The sequence below is a fragment of the Staphylococcus pasteuri genome (genome assembly GCF_030547725.1).
Lineage (GTDB): Bacteria > Bacillota > Bacilli > Staphylococcales > Staphylococcaceae > Staphylococcus > Staphylococcus pasteuri.
In genome coordinates, this window is the sequence record NZ_JAUOQO010000276.1 from 1 (window position 1) to 279 (window position 279).

Annotated in this window: 1 protein-coding gene; it reads right to left on the bottom strand. The window is 29.0% G+C overall.

Going from position 1 to position 279, the window contains the following annotated elements; all coding sequences use genetic code 11:
• Window positions 1–73: 73 nt before the first annotated feature.
• On the bottom strand, window positions 74–279 hold a 206-nt coding region (locus tag Q4528_RS13650), incomplete at its 5' end, for a hypothetical protein (RefSeq protein WP_303522091.1).

The window sequence follows — 279 nt, forward strand, 5'->3', positions numbered from 1 at the left end:
GCTTTATTTTTTCCAGAACTAAATACATCGCTTAATATTTTTATTTTCGTTATTGCCATTATGCAAAATTAGCTTAAAATATTTTAAAATACTCAATCCATTGCTTACAAACTTCTGACCATTCTAACTTGCTTACCCATTTGTAATTATTTTCAACTTTATTAACCAGTGTATCGTCTTTAGGGAAATACTTGTCATTAGCTACTTGAAGCAATGTTTCAGCAATTTCGTAAATATCAGTTTGCTCTCTAATCACATTATCATTAACGTGGCAATAAG